At 50.4% G+C, this 278-nt stretch carries 1 protein-coding gene (cut by a window edge); it reads left to right on the top strand.

Going from position 1 to position 278, the window contains the following annotated elements:
* On the top strand, positions 1-278 hold part of the coding region annotated (locus DCC82_RS18055) for a DUF6444 domain-containing protein (RefSeq protein WP_233253022.1) (this coding region is incomplete at both ends). Its footprint extends 294 nt past the window's final position; 278 of 572 annotated nt are visible.

Here is a 278-nt window from a genome sequence, read left to right as displayed (position 1 = left end):
GAAAACAAACAGCTACGCAAAGAAAATGAACAACTGAAGTACCGTGTTCAAGAGCTGGAAGCACGCACGAAAAAAAACAGCTCCAATAGCCATTTGCCCCCATCTTCTGACCGTTTTGAGAAAAAGCGTTCCTCCCGCGAGCCGTCTGGCAAAAAGCCTGGTGGGCAAGAGGGACATGAGGGGAAGACGCTCCGTCAAGTGGAACATCCACATCATCGTGTCGTCCACCGTGTGCATACGTGTCAAGGATGTGGAGCTTCTTTGCGTGAAGTCAAACC

Source organism: Geobacillus sp. LYN3, from assembly GCF_003064505.1.
Taxonomy (GTDB): domain Bacteria; phylum Bacillota; class Bacilli; order Bacillales; family Anoxybacillaceae; genus Parageobacillus_B; species Parageobacillus_B toebii.
Note: the sequence above shows the minus strand (reverse complement) of the source record. Positions and strands in the feature narration are given on the sequence as shown.